The following is a 17,437-nucleotide window of genomic DNA, read 5'->3' on the forward strand; positions in this document are numbered from 1 at the left end:
GCCCGATAGGCTGGGCGCGTGAGCATCGACATCGGACTGGCCAAGCGCGGCCGGCAGGGGTACCACTTCGACGACATCGCCATCGTGCCGAGTCGCCGCACGCGCGACCCGCAGGAGGTGTCGACGCACTGGCAGATCGACGCGTACCGCTTCGACCTGCCGATCGTCGCCGCTCCGATGGACTCGGTGATGAGCCCCGAGACCGCGATCGCGCTGGGCAAGTTCGGCGGCCTCGGCGTGCTGAACCTCGAGGGCCTGTGGACCCGCTACGAGGACCCGCGCCCGCTGCTGGAGGAGATCGCGCGCATCGAGCCCGCGCAGGTCACCCCGCGCTTGCAGCAGATCTACAGCGAGCCCATCAAGGCCGAGCTGATCACCGCTCGCCTCCAGGAGATCCGCGACGCCGGCGTCACCGTCGCGGGCTCGCTCTCGCCGGGCCACACGAAGCAGTTCGCCGACGCGGTCGTGAAGGCCGGCGTCGACCTGTTCGTCATCCGCGGCACCACCGTCTCGGCCGAGCACGTCTCGGGCAACGCCGAGCCGCTGAACCTCAAGGAGTTCATCTACGAGCTCGACGTGCCGGTGATCGTGGGCGGCTGCGCCACCCACCAGGCGGCCCTGCACCTCATGCGCACCGGCGCGGCCGGCGTGCTGGTCGGCTTCGGCGGCGGCGCCACCCACACCACGCGCAGCGTGCTGGGCGTCGCGGTGCCGATGGCCTCGGCCGTGTCCGACGTCGCCGCGGCGCGCCGCGACTACCTCGACGAGTCGGGTGGCCGCTACGTGCACGTCATCGCCGACGGCTCGATCGGCCGCAGCGGCGACCTCGCCAAGGCCTTCGCCTGCGGCGCCGACGCCGTGATGATCGGCTCGCCGTTCGCGCGCGCCACCGACGCCCCCGGCAGCGGCTTCCACTGGGGTGCCGAGGCCTGGCACGGCGACCTGCCGCGCGGCGAGCGCGTCGAGATCGGCACCGTCGGCTCGCTCGAGCAGGTGCTCTTCGGTCCCTCGCACGTGCCCGACGGCACGATGAACCTCGTCGGCGCCCTGCGCCGCGCGATGGCCACCACCGGCTACACGGACCTCAAGGAGTTCCAGCGCATCGAGGTCGTCCTCGGGTGACGCTCACCGTCGCGGCCGGCCAGTTCGCCTCGGCCGGCGACGTCGAGACCGACATCGCCACCGTCGTCCGCGCGGTGCAGCAGGCCGGCGGAGCCGACCTGCTGGTGATGCCCGAGCTGTTCCTCGGCGGCTACCGCCTGCCGCCGATCGTGGTGGGCGAGTCGGATCCGCGCCTGCAGCCGATCGCCGACGCGGCGGCTGCCGCGGGCACGGTCGTACTGGTGGGCGCGTGCCTCGACGGGCCCGACGGGTTCACGATCTCCACGCTCGCGTTCGGGCTCGGCGACGACCCGGCCGCTCGCCGCGTCTACGACAAGCAGAACCCCTGCGGCGACGAGGGTCAGCACGTCGTCCCCGGCTCCGAGAGCGTCATCATCGACGTCCGGGGCTGGGCCGTCGGCCTGTCCATCTGCTACGACGGCTGCTTCCCCGAGCACGCCCGCGCGGTAGCCCTGGCCGGCGCCGAGGTCTACGCCGCGTCGGTGGCGTACTTCGCCGGCAGCGCCCACCGGCGCGAGGTCTACTACCGCGCCCGTGCGGTCGAGAACGGCATGTACGCGGTCGTCAGCGGCCTGAGCGGCTCGGTCGCGGGCGCGGAGTTCGACGGCGGCAGCGCGGTCTACGACCCCGAGGGCCGCATCCTCGCCTCGGTCGAGGAGACCGAGGGCCTCGCGATCGCCACGCTCGACCGGCCGCTGCTCAAGGCCACGCGTGCGGCCCACACGATGCTGGCCGACGTGCGCGAGCCCGGCCCGGTGGTGCGGCGATGACCGCCGAGATCGTCGAGGTCGACTTCCTCGACCCCCGCGTGCTCGACCTGCGCGCTCGGATGGGCGCCGAGATGGGCGAGCTGTACGGCACGCCCCGGCACTCCGTCGGGGCCGAGGACGTCACCCCGGAGTCCGTGCTCGCGTGCCTGCTCGCGCTCGACGGCGACCGGCCGGTCGGCACGGTCAGCCTGCGCCGCCTGCGCGACCTCGTGGAGATCAAGCGGATGTTCCTGCTGCCCGAGACGCGCGGCACGGGCCTCGCGGCGCGGATGCTCGCGGCGATCGAGGACCGCGCCCGTGCGGTCACCGACCGCGTCGTGCTGCACACGGGGGAGCGGCAGCGAGCCGCGATCGCCCTCTACACGCGCTCGGCCTACGAGCCGATCGAGATCTACGAGCCGTACGACCAGGTGCCCGAGTCGCTCTGCTTCGCCAAGCGGCTGGACGACCCCGCCTTGCTGTAACCCGCGGTGACGACATGTGACAGTCGTGGTGTCACATGTCGGATTTCTTCGGTATCGTCCTGTGCATGCCTGATGTCGCCCAGATCACAGTCGCGCCCGAGCGCGCCGCCCAGCTCACCCGCCTGATCCGGGCGACGGGCACCGAGACCCGTACCACCGTGTCGCCCCTGAGCGGAGCCGACGTGGCCACCATCCCGGTCTCCACCGATCAGGACGTCCTCGACGCCTTCGCCGCCGCTCGCGTCGCCCAGCTGACCTGGGCGCGCACCTCGCTGCGCCGCCGGAAGAAGGCGCTGCTGCGGCTGCACGACCTCGTCCTGAAGCACCAGGACGAGCTGCTCGACCTCGTGCAGCTGGAGTCCGGCAAGGCGCGCGCGCACGCCTTCGACGAGGTGCTGCACACCGCGCTGACCGGCCGCTACTACGGCCGTCGCCTGGCGCGCATCCTCGGCCCGCACCGCCGGGGCGGCGTCTACCCCGTGCTCACGAGCGTGCGCCAGCACCAGCGGCCGAAGGGTGTCGTCGGCCTCATCACGCCGTGGAACTACCCGTTGTCGATGGCGCTCGTCGACGGCCTCGCCGCCGTCGCCGCCGGCAACGCCGTGGTGCACAAGCCCGACAGCCAGGCGCCACTCACCGCCCTGGCGATCATCGAGCTGATGTACCGCGCGGGCTTCCCGAAGGACCTGTGGCAGGTCGTCAGCGGCGCCGGTTCGGTCATCGGCTCGGCGATCATCGCGAACGCCGACTACATCTGCTTCACGGGCTCCACCGCCACCGGCAAGCGCATCGCCGCCCAGTGCTCCGAGCGGCTCATCGGCTGCTCGCTCGAGCTCGGCGGCAAGAACCCGATGATCGTGCTGCCCGGCGCCGACGTCGAGAAGGCGGTCGAGGGCACGGTCACGGCGGCCTTCAGCTCGGCCGGCCAGCTGTGCGTCTCGATCGAGCGCATCTACGTGCACGAGTCGATCTACGCCCGCTACCGCGACGCGCTGGCCGAGCGCCTGTCGCACCTGGCCTTCGGCGCGAACGCCGACTGGGAGGTCGAGATGGGCACGCTCGTCTCGCCCGCCCAGCTGGCCACGATCGAGAAGCACGTCGCCGACGCCCTCGACCACGGCGCCACGCTCGTGTCCGGCGGCCGGGCACGCCCCGACATCGCCCCGTGGTTCCACGAGCCCACGGTCCTGGAGGACGTGCCCCCGGCGGCGCTGTGCTTCGCCGAGGAGACGTTCGGTCCGCTCGTCTCGCTCTACCCGTACCGCAGCGTGGGCGAGGCGGTGCAGGCCGCGAACAGCACGGTCTACGGCCTCAACGCCAGCGTGTGGGGACCCACGCGCCGCGCCCGCAAGGTGGCCGAGCGGCTCCGCGCCGGCACGGTCAACGTCAACGAGGGCTTCGCCGCCACGTTCGGCAGCATCGGCGCGCCCATGGGCGGCATGAAGGAGTCCGGCACCGGACGCCGCCAGGGCGCCGAGGGCCTGCTGCGGTTCACCGAGACGCAGTCGATCGGCGTGCAGCGGCTGATGCCCGTCAGCGGACCCGCCTTCCTGTCGAGGCGGACCTTCCGCTCCCTGCTGACCGTCGGCCTCGGCCTGCTGCGCCGACTCACCACCCGAGCCTGAGAGAGGAACGACCATGACCGAGCAGGACTACGACGTCGTCATCATCGGATCGGGGTTCGGCGGCAGCGTCTCGGCGCTGCGGCTGACCGAGAAGGGCTACAAGGTCCTCGTGCTCGAGGCCGGCCGCCGCTTCGCCGACCACGAGTTCGCGAAGAACTCCTGGCACCTGCGCGAGTACCTGTGGGCCCCGCGGCTCGGCTGCTACGGCATCCAGCGGATCAACCTGCTGCGCAACTCGCTCGTGCTCGCCGGCGCGGGCGTCGGCGGTGGCTCGCTGGTCTACGCCAACACGCTCTACGAGCCGCTCGACCCGTTCTACGAGGACCCGGCCTGGAGCCACATCACCGACTGGAAGAGCGAGCTCGCGCCGTACTACGACCAGGCCAAGCGCATGCTCGGCGTCAACCCGGTCACCGAGATGAGCCCCGCCGACACGGTCGTGAAGACCACCGCCGAGCGGCTCGGCTACGGCGACAGCTTCCACTTCGCGCCCGTCGGCGTGCTGTTCGGCGAGGAGGAGGGCCGCGACGTCGGCGACCCGTACTTCGGCGGCGTCGGACCCGACCGCCGCACCTGCATCAACTGCGGCGAGTGCATGTCGGGCTGCCGACACAACGCCAAGAACACGCTCGTCAAGAACTACCTCTACCTGGCCGAGCAGGCCGGGGCCGAGGTCCGCGACCTCACCACCGTGGTCGACGTGCGCCCGGCCGCCGGCGGCTACGAGGTGCACTCGCGCTCCACCCGGAAGTGGCGCGGCAAGAACCCCGTGATCCGAGCCGAGCAGGTCATCTTCTCGGCCGCCTCGCTGGGCACGCAGCGACTGCTGCACCAGCTGCGCGACGGCGGCAGCCTGCCGCACGTCTCGAAGCGCCTCGGCCTGCTGACCCGCACCAACTCCGAGGCCCTCATGGGCTCGGTCGCGATGAACCGCGACGTCGATTACACGCGCGGCGTGGCGATCACGTCGTCGATCCACCCCAACGACACCACCCACATCGAGCCCGTCCGATACGGGAAGGGCTCCAACGTGATGATGTTCGTCCAGATGGTGCTGTCCACCGACGGCAGCGGCCAGGGCAAGCCGAGCGTGCTCACGGTGCTGAAGAACATCGTGCGGATCGCGCCGCGGCTGCCGAAGCTCTACGACGCGTTCCACTGGTCCGAGCGCACCGTCATCGCGCTGGTGATGCAGGCGCGCGACAACTCGATCACGACCTACACGAAGCGCCGGCTGTTCGGCGGTCGCAAGATGACGACCAAGCAGGGATCGGGCGAGCCGAACCCCACCTACATCCCCGAGGCGCACCGCGCGGTGACCGAGATGGCCGACTACATGGACGGCGTCCCGGGCGGCATCGTCACCGAGCCGATCGGCATTCCCATGACGGCGCACTTCCTCGGCGGCTGCGCGATCGGCGACTCGCCCGAGACCGGCGTCATCGACCCCTACCAGCGGCTCTACGGGCACGAGGGCCTGCACGTCATCGACGGCTCGGCGATCAGCGCCAACCTCGGCGTGAACCCCTCGCTCACGATCACGGCGCAGGCCGAGCGGGCCGTGGCGATGTGGCCCAACAAGGGCGAGGCCGACCAGCGTCCGGCGCTGGGCCAGGCCTACCGCCGCATCGAGCCGATCCTGCCGAAGAACCCCGTCGTCCCCGACCAGGCCCCCGCGGCCTACCGCCTCCCGATCGTCGCCGTCTCCTGACCGCTCCCGCCTCCGGCGGGCGAGATCTGTAGCGGTAGCCACCCTTTTTCGGCCGGAACCGCCCGAGAACGGTGGAGACCGCTACAGATCTCGGTCCCGGGAGGGACGAAAGACGCCCGCGGGCGTGAGCACGAGGTCGACCGGGTGGTCGTGCGGCTCGTGCGGCACGTGCTCGAGGAGCTCGTCGTCGAACACGACGGCGCACACGACGCCGGGGAAGTCCGCGAGGGCGCGGTCGTAGTAGCCCGCGCCCCGGCCGAGCCGGTTGCCGGCGTGGTCCACCGCGAGTCCGGGCACGAGCGCGACGTCGCACGTGGCCAGCGCGCCGGCGCCGAGCGGCGGACCGGTGGGCTCGGGCACGCCGAGCGCCCCCACGGCCACCGAGCCGAGCTCGTGGACGACCCAGTCCATCGAGCGGTCGGGCCGGCCGAGCGGCACCAGCACCTCCACGCCGCGTCCCGCCAGCAGGTCGATCAGCGGCTCGGTGCCCGGCTCGCTCGGCAGCGAGAGGTACGCCGCCACCCGCCGCGCACGCACCAGGGCGGGCAGCGCGGTGGCGTGCAGGGCGATCGCCTCGGCGGCTCCGGTCCGCTCCGCGGTCGTGCGATCGCGCCGACGTGCGGCCAGCAGCCGACGGAGGTTCGTCTTCTCACCCGTCACGGACGCCGACATGGCGCTAGCCTAGGGCCGATGAACGCACTGGCAGCCGCACAGGACAAGATGCGCTCGGTCGGGCTGCCCGAGCAGGCGATCGACGTCTTCACGGCGTTCTACCACCAGCTCGAGGAGGGTGCGTCCGGGCTCATCCCCGAGTCCGAGGTCGAGCCGCTCGAGGACGTCGCGAGCATCCACTCGCTCGACTACGACACCGAGACGCTGCGCCGAGCCGCCGCCGAGACGGTGGTCATCAAGCTCAACGGCGGCCTCGGCACCACGATGGGCATGCAGCAGGCGAAGTCGCTGCTGCCGATCAAGCACCGGCTGAGCTTCCTCGACCTCATCGTCGACCAGGTGTGGCACGTGCGCTCCACCCTCGGGGTCGACCTGCCGCTGCTGTTCATGAACAGCTTCCGGACGCGCGACGACACCCTCGAGGCCCTGTCGCACTACCCCGAGCTGAAGGTCGGCGACCTCCCGCTCGACTTCCTGCAGAACCGCGAGCCCCGCCTCGACGCTGAGACCCTCGCGCCCGTCGAGTGGCCCGACGATCCGTCGCTCGAGTGGTGCCCGCCGGGCCACGCCGACCTCTACACCGCCCTCGACGCCTCGGGCGTGCTCGACCAGCTGATCGAGGCCGGCTACCGGTACGCCTCGATCTCCAACGCCGACAACCTCGGCGCCGTGCCCGACCCGGCGATGATGGCGTGGTTCGCCGAGACCGGGGCGCCGTACGCGGCCGAGGTCTGCCGCCGCACGCCGGCCGACGTCAAGGGCGGTCACCTCGTGGTGCGCCGCTCCGACGGCCGCCTCATCCTGCGCGAGACAGCGCAGATCGCCCCTGAGGACCGGGAGGCCGCGGCCGACCTGTCGGTTCACCGCTACTTCCACACGAACAACCTCTGGTTCGACCTCCACGCGCTGCGTGCCGAGCTGGACCGCGCGCAGGGCGTCCTCGACCTGCCGCTCATCCGCAACCAGAAGAACGTCGACCCCACCGATCCCGACAGCCCCGAGGTGATCCAGATCGAGTCCGCGATGGGCGCGGCGATCTCGGTGTTCGAGGGCGCCACGGCGATCGAGGTCGACCGCGCGCGCTTCCTGCCGGTGAAGACCACCGACGACCTGCTGCTGCTGCGCTCCGACGTCTACGACGTGGGCCCCGACTACCAGATGCGCGCCCGCGTGGACGACGTCCCATCGGTCGACCTCGACAAGCGCTACTTCAAGGCCATCGGCGAGTTCGACAAGCGACTGCCGTTCTCGGTCGGCCTGCTGTACGCCTCGTCGCTCACGGTGCGCGGGGACTGGAGCTTCGGCGAGGGCGTCGTGGTGCGCGGCGACGTGGTCCTCGAGGACGAGGGCCGACCGCGCCACGTGGCCTCCGGAACGGTGCTGTCCGGGATCTAGCGCGGAACGGCCGTTAGGCTGGCACGCATGTCGTCAGGACAACTGCCTCCGCGGACGCGTCCCGTCAGCGTCGCCCCCGGCCGCCTGACGGTCGAGGACCACCTCGAGACCATCCTGCGGGGCGTCGGACCCCTCGCGGCCTACGACCAACCCGTCGTCGAGTCGCTGGGCCTGACCCTCCACGAGGACGTCCTCAGCGACGACGACCTGCCGCGATTCTCCGCGGCCGCGGTCGACGGCTACGCCGTCAACGCCACCGACGTCGTCGGGGCCCGCCCGGGCGAGCCCGTCGAGCTCCCGGTCGTCGCCGAGATCGTCCCCGGCCTGGGCAAGCCCTTCGCCATCAGCGGCGGCTCGTGCGTGCGGATCATGGCCGGCGCGCCGCTGCCGCGCGGCGCCGACGCCGTCGTCCCCGCCGACTCCACCGACGGCGGCCGTACGAAGGTGGCCATCGGCCGCGCCGTGCTGGCCGGGTCGGGCGTGCGGCACGCCGCCGGCGACCTCTCGCGCGGTGCCGTCGCGCTGCCCGAGGGGGCCGTGCTCGGTCCGCGCGAGATCGGCCTGCTGGCCGCGATCGGCCGCGACCGCGTGCGCGCCCGTCCGCGTCCGCGCGTCGTCGTGATGTCCACGGGCCGCGAGCTGCGCGAGCCCGGCGCCCACCTCGACGCCGACTCCGTCCACGACGCGAACTCCTCGATGCTGGCCGCGGCCGTGCGCGACCTCGGCGCGATCGCCTACCGCGTCGGCGTCGTCGACGACGATCCCGCGCACTTCAAGCGCGTGCTGTCCGACCAGCTCGTGCGTGCCGACCTCGTCATCACCACCGGCGGCATCACGGGCGACGAGCGCGCCCTCGTGAAGCGCACGCTCACCGAGGTCGGCGAGGTCACCTTCTCCGACGTCGCGCTGCACCCGGGCCGCACCCACGGCTTCGGCCGCGTCTTCGACGAGCAGACCCCGGTCATCACGCTGCCGGGCGACCCGGTCTCGGCGTACGTGGGCTTCGAGGTCTTCGTGGTGCCGGCGATCCGTCGCATGCTGGGCCGCACGCCCTACCGCCGCCCGCAGGTCCACGCGGTGCTGGCCGAGGACCTCACGTCCGACACCGGTGTGCGCGAGTACCGCCCGGCGTTCTTCGAGGTCACGCACCGCGGAGCGAAGGTCACCCCCTTGCCGCACGCCGGACCCCACCTCGTGGGCACGCTCGCGAAGGCCAACGCCCTGATCGTGGTGGGCGAGGACGAGAGCGCGCTGCACCTGGGCGACACCGTCCGCACCCTCGTGCTGGACCGCAACTTCTGATGGCACGCGGGTGGCCGGCCACGCTGTCGGACGGTCTCGTCGGCGTCCGTCCGCTGGTGCGTCGCGACGCCTCCACGTGGGCGCGGCTGCGCTCGGAGAACGCCGACTGGCTCGTCCAGTGGGAGGCCACGCTGCCGCGCGGCGAGGGCAACGCGCCCGAGTCCTACGGTGCGACGATCGCCACGCTGCGCCGCCGCGCCCGTGAGGGCTCCGCGATGCCCTTCGCCGTGACGTGGGCCGGCGACATGGTCGGGCAGGTCACCGTGAGCGGCATCACGCGCGGCTCGGCGCTGTGGGCCAGCATCGGCTACTGGGTGGCACGCAGCCACGCCGGTCGCGGTGTCACGCCCACCGCGGTCGCGCTCGTGTGCGACCACCTGTTCACCAAGGCCGGCCTGCACCGGATCGAGATCTCGATCCGTCCCGAGAACGCCGCCAGCCTACGCGTCGTGGAGAAGCTCGGCTTCGAGGAGTTCGGTCTCGCCCCGCGCTACCTGCACATCGCGGGGGAGTGGCGCGACCACCGGATGTTCCAGCTGCTCCAGGAGGACGTGCCGCACGGCGTCCTGGCGCGCCTGCGCGGGGACGGTTCCACCACCTGAGTCCGACGGGGCCTGCGTGAACTCTGGTGCGACACACCCGGCAGGCTCCCACGGATCGAGCGCGTCACGACCTACGGTTTCAAGCGTGGGTTCCAGCGGATTGATCGTCGCGTTCGTCGTCGCCTTGTGGGCGGCGTACTTCGTGCCGCTCGTCCTGCGTCGCTACGACGAGGCGGGCAAGAACTCCTCCCTCGACCAGGACGGTCCCACGCGTCGCGTGGTGGAGCCGCGCCGCACCGTGGTGGCCGCCGAGGAGCGTCCCGCGCCCTCCGTCACGAAGAAGGTGGCCCCGCCCGTGACGAAGCGCGCCGAGCCCGCCACCCCCTCGACTTCCCCTCGCGTCGACCGGACTTCTCCGGCGGTCGACGCGCAACGTCCGCGCGTCACGCGCGAGGCCGCCAGGATCGCCGCCCGTCGTCGCCGCAACGTGCTGCTGACGCTCGTGGCCGTGCTGGCGGTGCTGACCGGCGTCACCGTCGCCAGCCTCGTTCCCGTGTGGACGCCCGCGATCGGCGTCGGCCTGATCGTCGCCTGGCTGGTCCTGTGCCGCGTCATGGTGCGCCAGGAGCGCGGCATCGCCCGCGGCTCCTCGCAGGGGCGTATCGTGCGCGGGCTGCGCGCCGTGCCGTCGTCCGTCGTCCGGGCCTTCGGCTGGGCATCGGGCCGTGTCGGGTCCGACCGGTCCACCACCGTCGGGGGCACCGCCGCCGACGAGGAGATGACCATCGTCGTCTCCGACCAGGTGGAGGACCTCGCGCTCGAGCGTCGCAACGTCATGGAGACCGACGCGCCGCTGGCCGCCGACGCCCTCGACGAGCAGTTGCAGATCGCGGTGCCCAGCGTCTCGGCCACGAGCGGCGAGCCGCTGTGGGACCCGCTGCCGATCACCGTGCCCACCTACGTGAGCAAGCCGCGCGCGGGCCGGACGGTGCGCACGATCGAGTTCGGCCAGCCCGGCGCGTGGACCTCGGGCCACGTCGAGGGCGAGCAGACCGAGCTGCCCGGCATGGACGAGGGCGACGCGGGCTCCGACCAGCGCGCCGTCGGCCACTGAGCCGCTCACCCACCCCCGCAGGAGGGACACCGGGGACCGTGTTGCTATCCTGATGTACGACCTTGGGGCATTGGCGCAGTTGGTAGCGCGCTTCGTTCGCATCGAAGAGGTCAGGAGTTCGAATCTCCTATGCTCCACGTCATCGACGCCCCCGGACCCGGTCCGGGGGCGTCGCTCACTTCCCGGGCCCGCGCGCCTCATCCGAGCTTCCTACACGCGATGGTTCCTTCGGACCACCTTCGCGAGAAAGCGCGACACTCCCGCACCACGCGCCCCTAGGCTCACGCGCATGATCTCCCCGAAGACCCAGTACCGAGTCGTGTCCGGACTCCTCGGCGGAGCCCTCGTCACGAGCGCTCTCGCCTTCGCCGCACCTGTCGCCACGGCCGCCCCGGCCGCCGCGCCCGGCGCCAAGGTCGTCGTCCTCAACGACCCCAGCTTCGTCGACACCATCGCCCTGGCCGACGTCCCCACCAACGAGGGCCACGAGGCCGCGAACATGATCGTCGGCCTGCGCGCCGACGGCCACACGGTCACCGAGCTCACCACCAGCACCCCGGCCGCCATCACCGCGGCGCTGAAGGGCAAGGACACGCTGGTCGTGCCTGAGCTCGAGCGGGACGCGTGGGCGCAGAACATCGGCTCCGCGAGCCGCAGCGCCGTCAAGTCCTTCGTCCGCAACGGCGGCACCATCGTGGTCGCCTCGGACTACGAGGACACGCTCAACACGCTGTTCGGCTACAAGATCGAGACCACCGGCGACGACGGCTGGACCAAGCGCGCCCCCGCCGGCAGCCCGTTCCGTGGCGGCCCGGCCTCGCTGCCGGACAACAACGGCTCGAACTCGGCCGTGATCTCCACCCTCCCGGCCGGCGCGGTCGTCGAGTACGCCGACTCCGACAACGACAACGCCGGCGTCTTCACCAAGCGTGAGGGCAAGGGCCTGGTCGTCTCCCTCGGGTGGGACTGGTACTGGGCGGCTCCCGCGCAGGCCGACGGTCAGGACGGCGGCTGGCGCAGCATCCTGGACACCTCGGTGCGCACCGGCATCAAGCCTGCCGTCGCCCCGAGCAACGTGTTCAAGCTGCCCAAGCCCGCCGCGCACTCCCGTGCCGCCGCGGTCAAGCTGAAGCTCGACCTCCCCGGTGCCGGCAAGATCAAGGTCGGCCCGTCCAAGAAGGGCACGCTGAAGACCGTCACGAAGAAGGTCGGCGCCTCGGGCAACACGTCCGTCTGGGTCAAGCCGTCGGGCTCGACGATCAAGAAGCTGAAGAAGAAGCTCAAGGCGAGCGGCAAGTCCGCGGTCGCGACGAAGCTGCGCGTCAAGGCCACGTACACCCCGACCGGCGGCAAGCCGCGCACGGTCACCCGGGTCTACGTGTTCAAGCTCCAGCGCTAGCTCGACCCCCCCCCACCGGCGCGGTGGATCGTGGCCTCGGCCACGGTCCACCGCGCTGTCGTTCGCGGGGGCGTAGGCTCGGCGCGCACCCGCCGTCGCCGGAAGGAGTCCCGTGCGCGCTGATGACGCCTCGTCGCAGGCGCGGCCCCTGTACGCGAGTCCGGGGGCGCTCGTCCTCGTCCTGATCGGCGGTGCGATCGGCACCGCCGTGCGTGCGTCGCTGGCCGAGGCCCTCCCGCCCGCCGCCGGCGACTGGCCGTGGGCCACGTTCGCGGTGAACGTCGTCGGGTCGTTCCTGCTGGGTGCGCTGGTCGCCGTGGTCTCGGGACGCGAGGTCGGACGGCTCCGGTACGTGCGCCCGGCCCTCGGCGCGGGCGTGCTGGGCGGATTCACGACCTACAGCACGTTCGCGGTCGAGGTCGAGCGGCTGCTGACGGGTGGTGCCGTGGGTCTCGGGCTGGCCTACGGGGTGCTGAGCGTGCTGCTGGGCGTCCTGGCGGCCGCTGCGGGCGTCCTGGTGGGCGGCGGCGTCCGGCCTCCCGCCGCGGAGCGGGACCGGTGATCGCGCTCGTCGCGCTCGCGGGCGGCGTCGGGGCCGTGCTGCGATTCGTCGCGGAGGGGCTCGTCACGCGTTCGGTGCGCGCTCCCGTGCCGCTGGGGACCTTCGCGGTGAACGTCACCGGTTCGTTCGTGCTGGGACTGGTGGTGGCCGCCACGGCCGCGGACTCGGACGTGCGCCTCGTCCTCGGCACCGGCCTGCTCGGCGGCTACACGACCTTCTCGGCCGCCAGCGTCGAGGCGTTTCTGCTGGCGCGCTCCCGCGGCCCCCGTGCTCTGGCGCTCGCCGCCTCCCATGCCGCGGCGATGCTCGCCTGCGGCCTCGGCGCCGCCGCCCTCGGGCTCCGGCTGGGCTGACAGTTTCCCCGGCTAACCGGGGAAACCGTCACTTCGCGAGGTTTGCGAACCTCGCGAAGTGACAGGAAACCTCGTTCAGTCTGCGAGGGGGAGCGTCAGAGGACGAGCTCGGCCATCATCCGGAGCGTGTCGGCGTTGCCGCCGATCGTGAGGGTGGTGACGACGGACTCGCGCCAGGCGGCGAGGTCGTCGCGGATCTTCTCCTTCGGGCCGATCAGGGCGATCTTCTCCACGAGGTCGAGTGGGACGGCGGCGGTGGCCTCCTCCTTGCGACCCTCGAGGTAGAGGTCCTGGATCTTCGCGCAGGCCTCCTCGTAGCCCAGGCGTGCGACTGCGTCGAAGTGGAAGTTCGCGCCCTTCGCGCCCATGCCGCCCACGTAGAGCGCGATGAACGGGCGGATGAAGTCGGCCGCGGCCTCGAGGTCGTCCGACACGATCACCTGGACGGGGCAGGCGATCTCGAACTGCTCGCGGGGGAGCCGCTCGGGGGCGCGCTTCGCGAAGCCCTCCTCGAGCGCGGTGTGCGCGAACTCGGCGTCCCAGGGCGAGTAGAAGAACGGGATCCAGCCGTCGGCGATCTCGGCGGACAGCGCGATGTTCTTCGGGCCCTCCGCCGCGAGCAGCAGCGGGATCTGCTCGCGCACGGGGTGCAGCGTCGAGCGCAGCGACTTGCCCAGGCCGGTGGACTTCAGGCCGTAGACGTCGCGGTAGGGGATCTGGATCTGCGGGCCGTCGTGCGCGACCCGCTCGCGCGCGATCGTCTGGCGCAGCACGTCGAAGTACTCGCGCGTGCGGGCCAGCGGGCGCGGGTAGGGCTGGCCGTACCAGCCCTCGACGACCTGCGGGCCCGAGACGCCGAGGCCCAGCATCATGCGTCCGTTCGAGAGGTGGTCGAGCGTCATCGCGGCCATCGCCGTGGCGGTGGGCGTGCGGGCGGACATCTGCACGATGCCGGTGCCGAGCTTGATGCGCGAGGTCGAGGCGCCGAGCCACGCGAGCGGGGTCAGCGCGTCGGACCCGTAGGCCTCGGCGGTCCACACCGAGTCGTAGCCGAGCTCCTCGGCCAGCGCCAGCTGTTCGGCCTGGCCCGGCGGCTGTCCCTGACCCCAGTAGCCGAGGCTGAGTCCGAGCTTCATCGCGTACCTCCGTCGTCCCGGGCGCCCGTCGCCCGTGTCGTGGCTCACGCTGCCACATCGGGGGTGGCGTCGTCCCGGGGGTCTGACGAACGATGAGGCATTCGGGCACCCCAGCGGGGCCGAATGCCTCATCGTTCGTCAGGCGCGGGCCCTCCGGCGGCGGAGCCACAGCACGACGGCCGCGACGAGGCCTGCCGGGACCAGCCACGGCGTGACCAGACCGGCGAACGCCACGATCCCGTCGACGGTGGCGACGAGGGCGTTCCAGCCACGCGTCAGGCCGCCGACGAAGCCCTCACCGGGCTCGACGGAGCGTGCGGTGTCCCGTGGCACCACCAGCACCTCGATCGTGGCGAGCGAGGTCTGGTCGCGCAGCACCCGCCGCTGGGCCTGCAGCGCCTCGAGATCGCTCTGGCGCTGGGTCAGCTGGGCCTCCGCGTCGAGCAGGTCGCGCGTCGACGAGGACTCGGCGATGATCGCGCGCAGCCGGCGGATCGACGTCTCGAGCGACGCGATCCGCGCGTCCACGTCGGCGATCGTGGCCGCCTCGTCGGTGCGCTCGAGGAACACCGAGGCCGGCCCGCCGAGCTCGTCCAGCTCGCGCCGCAGCGCCTCGACGGCCCCGGCGGGGACACGCACGGTCAACGAGGCCGACCCCTGGGTCCCGCTCTCGATGCTCTCGCCGTCGATCCGCCCCTCCCGCTGGGCCACGAAGACGCGGATGGCGGTGACGGCCTCGCGCACGTCGTCGACCTCCACCGACATCGAGCCCGTGGTGACGACCGTGCTGCTCGTCGGCAGCTCGGCGTCGGGGGCGACCTCCTCGTCGGCCGCGGCCCCGCCCGCGTCGGACCGGGAGGTCGGACCCTCCGCCGCGCCGGAGTCGCTCGAGGTCATCGAGTCCGAGCCCCCGGAGGTCCCGGCGAGTCCGCCCAGTCCTACTCCGACGCCACCCACCACCACGACCGCCGCGGCCGCGGCGCCGGCGAACGCGGCGCGCACCCGCCGCCGGCGCCGGCGCGCGTCCTCCGCGTCCTCGGCGACGACGTCCATGACGTGCGCACGCATCCGCTCGATCCGCTCCGGCTCCAGCACCGGCAGCTCCGTCCCGCTCATCGGGCACGCTCCTCTCGCAGGTCGCCGCGCAGGCGGGCCCGCAGTCGCGACACGCGGTTGCGGACGGCCCCGTGGGTCACGCCCAGCTCCGCGGCCGCCTGCTCATAGGTCAGGTCGCCGTCGACGCACAGCTCGAACAGCCGTCGGTCGACGGGGGAGAGGCGGGCGACGGCAGCGTCGATGGCCGCCGCGACCGCCGCCTCCTCCACGTGGCCGGAAGGGTCCGCGCCGGGGTCCACCGGCTCGTGCTCCAGGTCGACCGCGTGCAGGCGAGCGCGCTTCCGTCCGGCGTTCAGTGCGGTGTAGCGCGCCGTGACCATGAGCCACGGCAGGATCGAGCGGTCGACGATCGTGATGTCGCCGATGCGACGCCACGCCGTGACGAAGGTGTCCTGGCAGACGTCCTCGGCCTCGCTCGCGTCACCGACGACCCGGTGCGCCTGCCAGTAGACGGCGCTGACGTGCCGGTCGAACAGCGTGCCGAACGCGAACGTGTCCCCTGCCTGCGCACGCGCCAGCAGCGCCGTGTCGCTCAGTGGCGGGTCGTACCCCGCGCCGTGGGCCGGTCCGGCCATCGTCTCGATCCTTGCCTCCACGACCTCTCATGTCGCGGTGCAGCGCATCGTCTCAGATCCAGCGGTCCCACCACATGCGCTCGCGCCACTGGTCGTACGTGATGATCCGGTTGGCCAGGATCGGGAAGAAGTACCAGAACGTGACGGCGACGACGCCGAGGTAGGCCGCGAGGCCCGGCCACCAGTAGCGGTCGGGGATGCGACGGCGGATCGCGTTGAACACCAGGCACAGCGCGATGATCATGAACGGCACGATCGCGATGGCGTAGAACGTGAAGATCGGGCGGCCCGAGGTGATCCACCACGGCGCCCACGTGGCCAGGACGCCCACGAGCGGCAGGCTCCAGCGCCACGTGGGGTTGCGGATCCACGCGACGAGCGCGGTGACCAGGCCGAGGGTGCCGACCCACCAGATCGCCGGGTTGCCCAGCGTGAGCACCTGGCGCACGCACTTGGAGTCGGCCGAGGCGCCGCACACGTCGGCGGCGATGTCGAAGTTCGACGAGACGTTCGTGGGCCGCCACTGGATGAGCCAGCCGAATGCGTTGGACTCATAGGGGTGGGACTTCGAGGCGAGGTAGTCGCCCGTGTGGAAGTTCCAGGTCATGACGTGGAACGACCACAGGGAGCGGAACGCGTCGATCAGGCCCCCGAGGGGACCGCGCGTGGGATCGGAGACGCTGCCCCACACGGGCTCGTCGCCGTATCCGTTGCCGAAGCGGGCCTCGAACACGTCGTGGTGCAGCAGCCAGCCGGTCCAGGTGAGCAGGTAGACCACGAGCGCGACGCCGACGAGCCAGCCGAACGCGGGCAGCCCCACCCGGAGCACGCGGACGAAGGCGTCCTGCACCGACTCGACGCGGCCACGGGCCCAGACCTCCCAGATCACGACCGTGAGGCCGAACGCGGCCAGGACGTACAGGCCGCTCCACTTCGTGGCGACGGCCATGCCGAAGCAGGCGCCGGCGGCGAGCTGCCACGGCCGCCACGCGTAGTAGCGCCGGTCGAGCGCCAGCCGCTCGCCCAGCCAGTCGCGGTCGACGGCGAGGCACGCGACGGCGCACAGGATCCAGAACGCCAGGAAGATGTCGAGCAGGGCGATGCGCGACATCGTGTAGTGCAGGCCGTCGAGGGTCAGCAGCAGCCCGGCCACGCAGCCGAGCGCGAGCGAGCCGGTGAGGCGCAGCACGAGCCGCGCGAGCACGAGCACCATGAGCGAGCCCACGACGACCGCCGCGAAGCGCCAGCCCAGCGGCGTGAGGCCGTAGATCTTCTCGCCGAACGCGATGAGCCACTTGCCGCCGTCGGGGTGGACGATCCACGTGGGGTCCTGCGTGAAGACGTCGGTCTCGCCGTTGATGATGCGGCCGTTCGCGTCCTCGACGGCGTCGCGCGCGTAGCCGCCGTGGATGAGGCCCCACGCGTCCTTGGCGTAGTACGTCTCGTCGAAGGTGAGCGAGTTCGGGCTGCCGACCTTCCAGATCCGCAGGGCGAACGCGAGGAGCGCGATGGCGATCGGGCCGATCCACTCCCACGCGCGCAGGCTGATCCGGTCGAGCAGGGTCACCCGCACACCCTA

General features: G+C 72.1%; 17 protein-coding genes and 1 tRNA gene. 13 read left to right on the forward strand and 5 right to left on the reverse strand.

The features are described from left to right. Positions 1 to 24 precede the first annotated feature (24 nt). The 5 genes from BJ975_RS01650 (at position 25) to BJ975_RS01670 (ending at position 5,692) form a co-directional block, all read left to right on the forward strand. On the forward strand, positions 25 to 1,122 hold the full coding sequence (locus BJ975_RS01650; protein WP_269307067.1) for a GuaB3 family IMP dehydrogenase-related protein: 1,098 nt from the start codon (positions 25 to 27) through the stop codon (positions 1,120 to 1,122). Continuing rightward, entirely contained in the window at positions 1,119 to 1,892 is a 774-nt protein-coding gene (locus BJ975_RS01655) for a carbon-nitrogen hydrolase family protein (protein WP_179423020.1), read from the forward strand. Before BJ975_RS01650 ends, BJ975_RS01655 begins: the two co-directional genes overlap by 4 nt. Further along, entirely contained in the window at positions 1,889 to 2,356 is a 468-nt protein-coding gene (locus tag BJ975_RS01660) for a GNAT family N-acetyltransferase (protein ID WP_179423022.1), read from the forward strand. Before BJ975_RS01655 ends, BJ975_RS01660 begins: the two co-directional genes overlap by 4 nt. 65 nt (positions 2,357 to 2,421) lie before the next feature. Next, complete coding sequence (locus BJ975_RS01665) at positions 2,422 to 3,981, forward strand: succinic semialdehyde dehydrogenase (RefSeq protein ID WP_218845704.1); 1,560 nt, start codon at positions 2,422 to 2,424, stop codon at positions 3,979 to 3,981. A gap of 13 nt (positions 3,982 to 3,994) precedes the next feature. Further along, positions 3,995 to 5,692: an FAD-dependent oxidoreductase gene (locus tag BJ975_RS01670; protein ID WP_179423026.1), complete on the forward strand. Its 1,698-nt coding sequence runs from the start codon at positions 3,995 to 3,997 to the stop codon at positions 5,690 to 5,692. An 81-nt stretch (positions 5,693 to 5,773) separates the two neighbouring features. Here BJ975_RS01670 and BJ975_RS01675 read toward each other — a convergent pair whose 3' ends face one another. Continuing rightward, complete coding sequence (locus BJ975_RS01675) at positions 5,774 to 6,364, reverse strand: 5-formyltetrahydrofolate cyclo-ligase (protein WP_179423028.1); 591 nt, start codon at positions 6,362 to 6,364, stop codon at positions 5,774 to 5,776. A gap of 18 nt (positions 6,365 to 6,382) precedes the next feature. On the opposite strand from BJ975_RS01675, the gene BJ975_RS01680 reads away from it, so the two are divergent. The 8 genes from BJ975_RS01680 (at position 6,383) to BJ975_RS01715 (ending at position 13,031) form a co-directional block, all read left to right on the forward strand. Further along, on the forward strand, positions 6,383 to 7,759 hold the full coding sequence (locus BJ975_RS01680; RefSeq protein WP_179423030.1) for a UTP--glucose-1-phosphate uridylyltransferase: 1,377 nt from the start codon (positions 6,383 to 6,385) through the stop codon (positions 7,757 to 7,759). Positions 7,760 to 7,786: 27 nt separating this feature from the next. Beyond that, positions 7,787 to 9,061 (forward strand): molybdotransferase-like divisome protein Glp, encoded by a 1,275-nt coding sequence (gene glp / locus BJ975_RS01685; protein ID WP_179423032.1) that lies wholly within the window; start codon positions 7,787 to 7,789, stop codon positions 9,059 to 9,061. Then, complete coding sequence (locus tag BJ975_RS01690; protein WP_179423034.1) at positions 9,061 to 9,663, forward strand: GNAT family N-acetyltransferase; 603 nt, start codon at positions 9,061 to 9,063, stop codon at positions 9,661 to 9,663. Before glp ends, BJ975_RS01690 begins: the two co-directional genes overlap by 1 nt. A gap of 85 nt (positions 9,664 to 9,748) precedes the next feature. Beyond that, positions 9,749 to 10,717 carry a divisome protein SepX/GlpR gene (sepX, locus tag BJ975_RS01695; protein WP_179423036.1) on the forward strand — a complete coding sequence of 323 codons (969 nt, stop codon included), beginning with the start codon at positions 9,749 to 9,751 and terminating at the stop codon, positions 10,715 to 10,717. A gap of 64 nt (positions 10,718 to 10,781) precedes the next feature. After that, positions 10,782 to 10,854, forward strand: a tRNA-Ala gene (locus BJ975_RS01700). A 152-nt stretch (positions 10,855 to 11,006) separates the two neighbouring features. After that, a complete protein-coding gene (locus tag BJ975_RS01705) occupies positions 11,007 to 12,116 on the forward strand; it encodes a hypothetical protein (RefSeq protein WP_179423038.1) in 1,110 nt (369 codons plus the stop codon). A 112-nt stretch (positions 12,117 to 12,228) separates the two neighbouring features. Further along, on the forward strand, positions 12,229 to 12,678 hold the full coding sequence (locus tag BJ975_RS01710; protein ID WP_218845705.1) for a fluoride efflux transporter FluC: 450 nt from the start codon (positions 12,229 to 12,231) through the stop codon (positions 12,676 to 12,678). Next, a complete protein-coding gene (locus tag BJ975_RS01715; protein ID WP_179423040.1) occupies positions 12,675 to 13,031 on the forward strand; it encodes a fluoride efflux transporter FluC in 357 nt (118 codons plus the stop codon). Before BJ975_RS01710 ends, BJ975_RS01715 begins: the two co-directional genes overlap by 4 nt. Before the next feature lie 95 nt (positions 13,032 to 13,126). Here BJ975_RS01715 and BJ975_RS01720 read toward each other — a convergent pair whose 3' ends face one another. The 4 genes from BJ975_RS01720 to BJ975_RS01735 form a co-directional block, all read right to left on the reverse strand. Further along, positions 13,127 to 14,167 (reverse strand): LLM class F420-dependent oxidoreductase, encoded by a 1,041-nt coding sequence (locus BJ975_RS01720; RefSeq protein WP_179423042.1) that lies wholly within the window; start codon positions 14,165 to 14,167, stop codon positions 13,127 to 13,129. A 138-nt stretch (positions 14,168 to 14,305) separates the two neighbouring features. Then, complete coding sequence (locus BJ975_RS01725; protein WP_179423044.1) at positions 14,306 to 15,283, reverse strand: DUF4349 domain-containing protein; 978 nt, start codon at positions 15,281 to 15,283, stop codon at positions 14,306 to 14,308. After that, positions 15,280 to 15,858, reverse strand: coding sequence for an RNA polymerase sigma factor (locus BJ975_RS01730; protein WP_179423046.1), 579 nt, complete (start codon positions 15,856 to 15,858; stop codon positions 15,280 to 15,282). The genes BJ975_RS01725 and BJ975_RS01730 overlap by 4 nt, the downstream gene beginning before the upstream one ends. A gap of 52 nt (positions 15,859 to 15,910) precedes the next feature. Continuing rightward, positions 15,911 to 17,425 carry a dolichyl-phosphate-mannose--protein mannosyltransferase gene (locus BJ975_RS01735; protein ID WP_179423048.1) on the reverse strand — a complete coding sequence of 505 codons (1,515 nt, stop codon included), beginning with the start codon at positions 17,423 to 17,425 and terminating at the stop codon, positions 15,911 to 15,913. Positions 17,426 to 17,437: the final 12 nt, after the last annotated feature.

The sequence above is a fragment of the Aeromicrobium tamlense genome (genome assembly GCF_013408555.1).
Classification (GTDB): domain Bacteria; phylum Actinomycetota; class Actinomycetes; order Propionibacteriales; family Nocardioidaceae; genus Aeromicrobium; species Aeromicrobium tamlense.